Annotated in this window: 6 protein-coding genes; 2 read left to right on the forward strand and 4 right to left on the reverse strand. The window is 42.4% G+C overall.

Annotated elements, in window-relative coordinates:
* Window positions 1-98: 98 nt before the first annotated feature.
* The 3 genes from cas2 to cas9 are packed head-to-tail and all read right to left on the reverse strand — an operon-like array spanning window position 99 to window position 4,745.
* Window positions 99-434 (reverse strand): CRISPR-associated endonuclease Cas2, encoded by a 336-nt coding sequence (gene cas2 / locus HMPREF9193_RS08170; RefSeq protein ID WP_040848019.1) that lies wholly within the window; start codon window positions 432-434, stop codon window positions 99-101.
* Window positions 412-1,332: a type II CRISPR-associated endonuclease Cas1 gene (gene cas1, locus HMPREF9193_RS08175; RefSeq protein ID WP_021687641.1), complete on the reverse strand. Its 921-nt coding sequence runs from the start codon at window positions 1,330-1,332 to the stop codon at window positions 412-414. Before cas1 ends, cas2 begins: the two co-directional genes overlap by 23 nt.
* A gap of 35 nt (window positions 1,333-1,367) precedes the next feature.
* Complete coding sequence (gene cas9 / locus HMPREF9193_RS08180) at window positions 1,368-4,745, reverse strand: type II CRISPR RNA-guided endonuclease Cas9 (protein ID WP_021687642.1); 3,378 nt, start codon at window positions 4,743-4,745, stop codon at window positions 1,368-1,370.
* A 478-nt stretch (window positions 4,746-5,223) separates the two neighbouring features.
* On the opposite strand from cas9, the gene HMPREF9193_RS11215 reads away from it, so the two are divergent.
* Complete coding sequence (locus HMPREF9193_RS11215) at window positions 5,224-5,367, forward strand: hypothetical protein (protein ID WP_021687644.1); 144 nt, start codon at window positions 5,224-5,226, stop codon at window positions 5,365-5,367.
* Between the two features lie 19 nt (window positions 5,368-5,386).
* Here HMPREF9193_RS11215 and HMPREF9193_RS08190 read toward each other — a convergent pair whose 3' ends face one another.
* Entirely contained in the window at window positions 5,387-8,302 is a 2,916-nt protein-coding gene (locus tag HMPREF9193_RS08190; protein WP_021687645.1) for a M16 family metallopeptidase, read from the reverse strand.
* Between the two features lie 147 nt (window positions 8,303-8,449).
* Between HMPREF9193_RS08190 and HMPREF9193_RS08195 the strand changes: the two genes are divergently transcribed.
* A partial coding sequence (locus HMPREF9193_RS08195) for a methyl-accepting chemotaxis protein (RefSeq protein ID WP_021687646.1) occupies window positions 8,450-10,380 on the forward strand: 1,931 nt, incomplete at its 3' end.

The raw sequence follows: 10,380 nt of genomic DNA on the forward strand, positions 1-10,380 counted from the left end.
GGTTGACCAGAAAAATTAATCAGTTATAATACGTCCGGCACAAATCATTATAATACAAAGAAATGGTTTGTTCCGGACGTGTTATTTTTAAACGAAAATCAGAATAAAAGGAATTGATCCGGCTGCTTTTTTTGTCGTTTTTCCCCTGCATTATAACTAATGATATTGCCATATTGTCTGTCCGTTATTGTAATAATATCAACTTTTCCCTTTGTCGGCAAGTTATCGTGTATCATCCTGTAGTATTTTTCACAGGCATCTTTTCCCGAAAATAATTTTGTATAAATCGAATATTGTACCATTGAAAAGCCGTTATCTAATAAAAAATTTCGAAATTCCGTAGCGTCTTTTCGCTCTTTTTTTTCAATGACCGGCAGGTCGAATAGCACCATCATCCACATAAGCTCATACTTATTCAAAATCAAATCGTGCATTTTCATCTTCGTCCCATAGGGGCAGTTCGATATCCGGTTTTTTGTTTTCCAATGCATGCACATAAGCCTTTGCCATATATTGCATACTTTGAAACGCAGGTGAATTTCCTTCGGTCGTATGGAGTTTTATCCAAAGGACATCGGCGAGCCGCTTCTTTGTTTCCGGTGTAAGTATTTCTTTCCCTTCTTTTTGCAATTGGGTAACGGTAAAATCTACAAGCGGACGATATATTTCAAAGAGATCATCAACAAGGCAAAACTGATTTAAATTATTGTCGTGGTGAATACCGAGCGACGGAAAAAGACCCGCAGCACATATTGCGCGAGCCATGGCCGCCCGCATTACGGCATATCCGTAATTGAGTAGAGAATTGATGCCTTCCTCATTTTTGTCGCGGAGAAAGTCTTTGCCGAATAAAGCTTTCCAATATATCTTTGCCGCATAAGCTTCGCGGTTGTCAGGATCTCCCGATTTTACGAGCAGCGATATTTTATCAACAAGCTTTGCGTTTTCTTTTTTTCCGTCCATATGCAATACTTGTGCTTGATTTTTTATTTTTCGTATAACAATTTGTTGCCAGATTCGTTTTTTGAGCGGCGCCGAGGCTTCTATTTGATTTTTAATAATTTTTGCAAATAGATAATGAGAGGCGATAGGTAAAACCATGCTTTGCGGTGAATAATTCTTACCGCACAGTATTGTAATGCAGCCGTGTTCCGTCAATGCATTTAAGATGTTTTTTGACAAGACAACACTCTGTGCCGAAAGCAACAGTACGCCGATATCGTCAAGCGGTACTTCACCGAGAGTTTCATTTTCATGCTTGATGACTATAAAACCTCGGCTCAGAGCAAGATAGCGGTTTTCTTCATAGATTTCCAAAACTCTGTGTATCACGCCGTATATATTATCGGCAGATACGCAGAAAATTATTATTTTCTGAAAACTCGTCCGATTGGATTAACCGTTACGCTGTGCGCTTTACGCTTTCCGAACAGCACATTTACGGAAATATAATTTTGTCCTTTTTGCGGTTTCCAGCAAGGCTCAAGCATATTATCACTTGTAGCGATAATCCAATCTTTACAGTCCGAAACCGCATATATTGGACGGATGTCGATATTATTATTTGTTGCCGAAAACCCTGCTATTCTGCAAAGATGTGTTGCCCCATTTTCAGTGAACTCGAGGTAGTCGTCTTTATAGAGCATACAGATATACTTTGCCGCGTCGTGCGGTTTTTCCAAGTTTTTCGGTTTGTTATCATCATTGAATTCATCGCGCCTAAAAAATGTTGCTTTATATTCAGGTTCTGCATTTTTCGTCTTTGACGGCACCTGCCAAATGACGGCTGCTAAATAATCTTCCGGACACAGGTAACGGGGGACGGCGGAACTCGTAATCCTAATCGGTGTTTGAACTCTGTTTATACAGCGTACCTTTGCGACGCGGTATTTTTTGCCGGTTTTACCTGCCGCGCTCGGTTTTCCGATCCATTCCGTTTCGGTAAATTTTTGCAGCTGCTCCGCAAAGGACAAATCGGCATGTTCTTTAATAAATGTCTTCAGTTTTTCTTTTATTTTTTCATCGACGATACTGTCTATGTTTTTCTCCGTAAGCGACACTATCGGCGTACGCGAAACATAGTATGTTTTAAAGACGTCCAATTTCGGAAACTCGGTTTTTAATGCGGCTTTTGCTTTTGTTATATCGCCAAGTTCGCGGCGTTTTGTTTCAAACCGAGTACGGATTGCATCGTCCTTTATCGAGGCAATATCATCCGTTTGTATGGAATCGATATCGACTTTTTCAATCTTTTTTATTTTGCCGAGGAGCGTTTCTTTTGAAAGTTTTCCCTGCCGGCCGTGATCGGGTTTGAAACTGACCGTAATATGCTTTACTTTTTCGATCAATTCGCTGCGGAGTACGGGCATTTGCGGCGCTTCAATTCTGTTTTTTAAACGAATTTGATTTAGCCGGGAAATCTCCTGTACGATTGCGCGGTCGATCAATGCGATAACGGAAGCGTCGAGGGCATGATGACGATGGTCATAGCGGTTCTTTTTGTATTGCCCGATTTGATCGTTTTTTAATTCGAAATTCGCTATTTCCGGATCGTCGATTTTCCGTTTTAAAATCGAATCTATATTCCATTTGTCGCGCAGCAGTTTTGTCATACCGCCGTTGACCGACCATACATCTTTGCAAATGCATCGCAAATACCGCAGCGCGGAACGCGAAAGATATGCATTGTCGGTAAGCTGACGCTGTATAAAAGAACTGTCTCTTTCAAATTTTTCCATCGCGTTTTCCGCAAACAGCGCCCTTTTTGCAGGATTTTTTAACGAATTTGCTCTTGAGCAAATTTCATGCCAATTATACCCGTTCGGACTCGAACCGAAAGCTTCAAACGGAGAACGGTCTTTTTTAAATGCATTGCAGCTTGTGTGCGCGATCGTTTTATTTGTTTCGCCGTCAAAAAGTGTGCGTCCGAACGGAAGGATATGTTCTATTTCGATATCCTTTGTAAAAATTTCGGATCCGCTGATCGGCTTTCCGCAATACAGACACTTTCTGCTGAAAGAATCGCTGCCTAATTCTTCCCATAAACGGTATTTTAATCGGTCTTCTCTATTCGGATACGGATTTTTTGTGATCTCTGTAATATTTTTATTGTCCCGTTCATTGCGCTTTTGATTTTCAGTGATTGTTTTTTGAATTCTGTCTTTTGCTTCTCTGCTCGCTTTCAAATCGCGTGAAAGCTCTACGACGATTTGTTGCGGCTTACCGTAGGCTTTTATCAGTGTGTTGACGACGGTACGGGTTTGATTCAGTGCTACATGTACGGTCGGATTGCTTATTTTCCCGTATTTCAATTCAGGTTTCGATTCATCCTGCTCAGGGTGCGCTCCCATCGTGGAGCCGGTTAAAATTACGCCGTAGTAGGGAAGCTCGTTTTCTTCGTGAACCGATTGATCGGCGTATGTATAACCGAGCATCTGAACGGCAACGGTCAGCGGTATTTTGTTTTGTTCCATTTTTTGAACAAGTATCTCCGTCACTTCTTTACACAGCATCGCCGTTCCCGACGGCAGTACGGTTGCGACGATGTTTTTCTTTTGTTCGTCCGTTAAGTCGTATTGCTTGAGTATGGAGATGATTTCCGCATCTTCGTCTGCCGTAATCAGTTTTTCAACGATTCTGTCCTGTTCTGCTAGAGAAAGAGAATCCCATAACTCGCCGAATCTGTTTTTATTGCGCAATTTAACGGCGGTTATATTTCCCTGTAAATATTCCCGTCCGCCTCTTTCCAAATTAAACGTACAGGATTCATCGAGTCTCAGCTCTTTTTTCATTGCTGCAAACGAAAGTTTTTCTTTTTTATCGAGCAGCGAAATCAAGCTGTCCGTTTGAGTGTCCTCGAGAGGAAGCACTTTTCCGTATTCGTCGATGTAATCCATGTTGTATACTTCTTGCAGAATACGGATCTTTTGCGAACAGGGCATTGCTTTAAACGTGCGCTCTTTGTCGGGCATATACCGGCACTTACCGCGCTCCTGCACACGAAGCGGCCGCTGGTAAAACAATTTTTCATGGAGGGCATCCCAGTTTACGTCTCTGTAATAGAGTTCCTGCACTTTGCGGATTGCGTCGAATTCTTCGATATACATTCGGCGAGTCGGATAATAGTTTGAACGGCCGGGCACAAAGCGCATGCCGATATCGCCCGCATCGTTTTCCATTTGAGGCGTTTCCGTATTTTTATGTTTCCACAAAAATTCTCCGAGCGTTCTGTAGCCCGAATCTTTTATCGCTTTTGCAAGGCGTTCGCATTTTTCATTTTGTGATTTTGTGTCGTTTTGACTGTCTTTTTCTTTTTCCTGTACCGCTTCTTTTCTGTTGCTTTTAAATCCGCGCCGGACAGATAAATTAAACAGAACACGGCCGAGTTCATACGGTTCGAGTTTTGCATCCAGCGCTCTTACGCGGAGTTCATAGGGATTTAACGACTTAAGCGCTGTCGCCTGAACCGCATCATTCGGCATCAAACCTTGCTCCTGCAGCAGGCGAAACATCTGCTTTCTGCGCTGTTTCCGTCGATGCAAAATCCGTCGCAATCCGCGTGCAGTTCTGCGTTCCACGGCAAGTGGTTTCTTTGTTTTCGGATCACGGCCGTCGGAAAATATGCGAACGCCCATATCGATAAGTGCATCAGGTTTATTGCTGCCATCCAATGAATATATACACCAGCCGATTGAATTGGTACCCAGATCGAGGCCCAAGCGGTATTTTTGATTTTTGTTATTCATGAAAATAATTATAGCACAAAAGTGTAAAATTGGCAAAAAATATGACCGGAATAAATCAATAAAAAATATTTGACAATAAAATAATTTTGTTGTATGCTATTGCTACTGATTAATTTTTTTGATCAACCTGCTAACAAGGAGTTTTTGACTCCGCAAAATGTTTTTACATTTATTAAAATGTAAAAATTATCACATGAAAAAAGGAAGCTTCGGCTTCCTTTTTGTTTTTATAGGTAAGTAGGCAAAACTTAATGCAGTGGTTTTCCGCTGTTTTGCGCCGCATAGCTGGAATCGAGCGCTGCAGTAAAGACACTTGTTTTATTTTTTTTACTTGTGCAGGCGAAGTGATTGTCGTGCCTTCGTCTTCCACCCTTGCCGTTTACGCTGAAAGTTACGTTGTACTTTGTAGGTTGTGTACTTTTAAGCTTAAACGTTACCTGTATAGTTTACCCGCTGCACTGTCCTTACCTTTGCGAGCATGCTGTCGCTTGCTCCCGTTCTTACTTCAAAGGTTCCTGAACTGCCCGTTTTAACTGCCGCTTTAAAAATGTACGAAAGTCTTGTCAAGCGTGGTTTTAAAAACGAAGGTACGCAAAGCATAATACGGTATTATATGGACTAAATATTTTTTTGACAGGTTGTCAATCCTTTGTATCGGCGGAAAACACCCAAAAAAAATCCGACAATACAAAATACTTTTGAAAAACACTCGCCATTTGCTGTTCGTCTGCTTGTTCAAGACTGCTCAGTCGATCGATATATAAAGCCGGATTCCCATTGTCTTCAATTCCTTGTGCAATAAGACGGGCGCGCGATAAAAGCGTTTGCATGGAAGCACTAGCAATGCCTGTATACCGGTTTTTGATTGTACGTACCAATAACGCTGCCGAATTTTTGCTTGTCTTTGCTGTATTTTCGTTTGTGTCGTCTAAAAGCGGATTTTGCAATTCGCTTTGTAATTGTGCCGCGCATTGGGTAAGCGCTTTTTTTATACCGTCTTTGCTTTTTACTTTGTTAAAGCGCAGCGACGATACCGGATACTTTCCCGTTCCGCTTATTGCCTCTGCCCTTTGCGCAGCACTTGTTTTTTGGTTTTGAAAATACTCGGTAAGCCGTTCCGCCAATTCGTACAACAGTGCGGCAAAAACCGGCTCTTCGGCGCTGCCGCTTGCAGGGCTTTTAAAATATACGTGTGCGGGGTCGGAAAAATCGCTTGTGGGTATCAATTTTGAAGGGCGCGGTCCTGCGAATTCTGCCGGTATATCGGTTAAAAATACGTGGCGCAAGCGAACTGTTTGCTCTCCTGGAGAAAGTACCGGAACCGGCGGTTCTGCTTTTTGCCCGCCGTTTGCTTGCGCTACAGGCAAGTTTGTCAGCCATGTTTTAATCGATTCGTGAATGTTTTTCGGAAAAGCGCCGCACAGTATAAAACCTATTTGTGCATTTTCAAATAAAGATACGCACGCGTGCCGTATTTCTTCGTAACCGACATTTGCCGAAAAATGAGTGCTTTCTGCAAAAAAATCTTCCGCCGCCGTGCCTCCGAATACGGTTTTCATCGCTTGGGCGTACAGTTGGTAATCCAAAGAAGCCCTTTGCATTTTTTGATTATATGTTTGTGCAAGATACAGTTCGTCCGCTTGCGAAATTAAAATGTCGTGCGCTTGCAAAGATGTGCACAGTGTTTGAACTACCGTTTCCGTGTCTTGCGCCGTACAAACGATACTTAGTGACGATGAGGTTAAACCGGTTTCAGTATCGATTTTCGGCATATAGGTAAGGGCGCTGCGTGTGTACAGCAAAATGAATTTTTCTTCAATAACTTTTGCAAGGTTTTGCAGCGCAACGGCTTCAAGTCCTTTTTGAGCACAATCGTGTTTTAATTCGCCGCCGCTTATATTTAGAATACACACAGTCCAAGCCGAATTCGGGATTTCCTGTAAAGTAAGCGGTATGCCGGAGGGAAGGCTGTGAGTTTTTAAAAGCGATTTTGTGTATTCGGCATACTGTTCTATTATGCGGTGTGCTTTTTGTTCGTTTATAACAGTTTCATCGGTTTGCAGACTGTCGGCATTTGAAGCGGTTTTTGCCGCGCTTTGTTTCTTTTTTTGCACTTTTTTTATTTGTTTTGCATACCACGTTCCATTGTCTTTGGTGAGTGTTTGCCATGCATTTTGCGACAGTTTTTTTGCATATATTTTGTGTAAATCGGGGTCTATAAGCATAAAAGTCCACGGTTCGGCAAAAACCGCTTTTATTTGTTCTATACCTAAATTGCGCACATTTTGCTGCCACGAAAAAAAATATTCCGTTCCGCCGTACGCCCACTGTTCGCACAGTGTTTCAATAAAATTCTCCGTGCCGCCGAATACTTGAGAACGTACTAAGACAGCTTTTTCTTTTGCCGCGTTTAAATCGTTTTCATTAATGGATTGCACGGCTTTATTCAGCGTATCGGAAAGGTTTTGTACCGGTCCTGCAGGTCCCGTTTTTTTTGTGATCGTACGCGCTTCAAATAAAGCTTGTACGCTTAAGCGGCTTTCAGCTCCGTCTGCAATAAAAGAAGCCGAAACATTGTTTAACTGCAATGCAGCCAGTTTTGCTTGTAAAATTTCGGCAGCCGCCCATGCAGCTGCGGCGTAAGTGCTGTCTGCTCCCGGCTGCGGTGCGGTATACTGTATTGCCGCTTGTATAAAATCGCTTGAAAAATCTTTTGAAACTAACACAAAACGTCCGCTTCGGGAGGGTTTTGCTTGTACATTGGGTGTGTTTTGTGTTTTTGTATCAGCGAATGCACTCACTTTTCCCTGTGTGTACCCGCGTTCCCAATCAGAAAACTCTTTTTTTACCGTATCGAGCACGATATGTGCCGCTACCGGACCGCTTATAAACAGCGCGCTTTGCTCCGGAACGTACCATGTGCGGGATATATACAAAAGTTTTTGTCTGATTTGTTCTATATTATTATCTGCAAAAACGGCAGGGTCAGCTCCAAAACTTTTTTTCCACGGAAAGCGTGAAAAAAGCTGTGTGTTTACCGTATCGTTTATAAAACCTGCAGGGCTTTCCGCCCATGCTTTTATTTCGGTTTTTAGCGTATTGAATTCGGTGCGCACAGCATTGTCGGAAAACGAAGGATGCTTTAAATTTGCAGCAAGTACCGCGGTAGCTAGAGCAAACGTTTGTGCGGCTGCGGTAAAACTATACACCGATTGCAGTTGGGCACAGCGTGATCTCAAAGCGTTTGCCCCCGCGCGCGCATATGAAAATTCATCGGAAACGCTGCTTTGCCAAAAAAGCCGGCTGTACAGTTCAAAGAAACCGGCGTTTTCTTTATTTTGTCGTTGCCATCCCGCTTTGCACGCATAAGTAAAACTCATTGCCGGAACGGTAAAGTCTTCTTGAACGTATAGCTCAAGTCCGTTTTCCAATGTGTATGCATAAAAACCCTCGGGCACATCATCAGCATATGAGGGAGAACAAATCACATATAAATAAAAAAAAATCAAAAATAAAGCCGAAACTTTTTTTAATACGCTTTGTATACACTGCAGCATAGCTTATTGTACCCGAATAGCTGCATACGGTAAATATGCAACACGCTTTATGACGGATATATTTAAAAAAACTTGCTTTATTTCCGATATTGAAGTATATTGGTTTGAGTACATAATATTTTTTAAAAATACTAGGAGGATGGGGTTATGGACGAAACAAACGTTCCTCTGTCGGAAGACACAAGTGCAAAAGCCGATGTAAGCGCAAAAAAAACTAAAAAGCGTTTTTCAATCCGAAAAAAACTGCTCATTGTTTTTGGTTTACTGCTTTTGGTTGCCGGTTTAACGCAAGGTATGCTTGCCGTTATTATTTCGAAAAAAGCGGTAATCGAAAAGGTTGAAACTCACTTAATTGACAAAGTAGGCGATACTGCCGAAATTTTGGACGGACGAACAACATCGTTTTTCCAGTTTATTGAAGGTATCGCACGTATGCCGCAATTGCGTGACAATGCTATTTCTACCGGAGAAAAAATACGGCTGCTGCAAAAAGAAGCCGCGTTTAATAGTAGTATTCACGATTTGGATTTTTGTGATTTGGACGGTAACCGTCACGCATTAGGCGGTAAAACCATATATGTAGGAGACCGTGATTGGTTTCAAGCGGCGGCAAAGGGAAAACGTTTTGTTTCCGAGCCTTTGGTTTCGCGTTTAACCGGAAATTTCGTTATTGTTTTTGCCGTTCCCATTTATGACGACAAACAGCAAATAGTCGGCGTTTTGGATGCCATTGTCAACGGTTTACAGTTATCCGATGATATTGACGATATCGTAGTCGGTCGAACAGGAAACTGTTATGTGCTCGGTTTAACCGGTACTATACTTGCTCACAAAGATCACCACATGGTAGAACAGCAAACAAATGCTATTGATCAGGCAAAAACGGATGCCAGCTTAAAATCGGTGTCGGATTTTTCGCAGCATGCGCTTGCCGTTGATGAAAGCGAAATCGGTTACTACGACTATAAAGGCGAACAATACATAGCTTCTTATGCTACGATGAAAACAACCGGCTGGACAGTAATTATCCGTGCACCGGTCGATGAATTTATGGGCACGGTAAAAACGCTGCGTATTTCTTTGTATATTATGATAGCTGCTATTTTGCTTGTAGCGCTCGGCATTGTTTTTTTTGTTGCTCAAAAAATGGTAAAACCCATTCAAAATGCCGTGGACGCTTTAAGAGATATTGCACAAGGCGAGGGCGATTTAACCGTACGTTTACCGATTAGGGGTAACGATGAAATAACCGATTTGTCCGAATACTTTAATCAAACCATTTCGAAAATCGGCTCTTCCATTAAATCGGTGGAACAAAACAGCACTGTTATGAAAGAAATCGGCAGCGAGCTTGCAAGCAATATGACACAAACTGCCAGTGCGGTTAATGAAATCAGCGCAAATATCGACGGGGTAAAACGGCAAGCGCTCACACAAAGTGCAAGCGTTACTGAAACGGCAGCAACAATTGAAGAAATTATCCGCACGATAAAACAATTAAACAACAGCATAGAAACGCAAGCTGCAAGCGTTGCACAGTCATCGGCTTCCATAGAGGAAATGGTTGCCAATATCGCATCCATTACGCAAACGCTGGAAAAAACTGATGACAGTATACGCAGTCTTGCAACGGCAACCGCCGACGGTAAAGAAACTTTGCTTAGTTCGAATAGTGTTACGCAAAAAATTGCCGAAGAATCGGGAAGTCTTATGGAAGCTTCCAGCGTTATTCAGCATATTGCCTCTCAAACGAACTTGCTTGCAATGAATGCGGCAATCGAAGCGGCTCACGCAGGAGAAGCGGGAAAGGGTTTTGCCGTTGTTGCAGATGAAATCCGTAAGCTCGCCGAAGAATCGAGTGTGCAAGGTAAAACCATTACCGAAACCTTGCGTACGCTTAGCGGCGAAATTGAAGTTTTGTCGAGCGCATCGCAGACGGTTGAAGAAAAATTCAACGCTATTTTTAATTTGGCTGAAGAAGTAAAATCGATGAGTAACCGTTTAACCGAAGCGATGCGGGAACAGGAAAACGGCAGTAAAGAAGTACTGGCGGCAATAAAAAACATAAACTCGGTAAC

The organism is Treponema lecithinolyticum ATCC 700332 (assembly GCA_000468055.1).
In the GTDB taxonomy this organism is placed as follows: Bacteria; Spirochaetota; Spirochaetia; order Treponematales; family Treponemataceae; genus Treponema_C; species Treponema_C lecithinolyticum.

What these genes read in the sequence shown, in the direction of transcription:
- cas2 (WP_040848019.1), bottom strand. Translation starts at nt 434, where the DNA reads ATGCACGATTTGATTTTGAATAAGTATGAGCTTATGTGGATGATGGTG.
- cas9 (WP_021687642.1), bottom strand. Translation starts at nt 4,745, where the DNA reads ATGAATAACAAAAATCAAAAATACCGCTTGGGCCTCGATCTGGGTACC.
- HMPREF9193_RS11215 (WP_021687644.1), top strand. Translation starts at nt 5,224, where the DNA reads ATGCTGTCGCTTGCTCCCGTTCTTACTTCAAAGGTTCCTGAACTGCCC.
- HMPREF9193_RS08190 (WP_021687645.1), bottom strand. Translation starts at nt 8,302, where the DNA reads ATGCTGCAGTGTATACAAAGCGTATTAAAAAAAGTTTCGGCTTTATTT.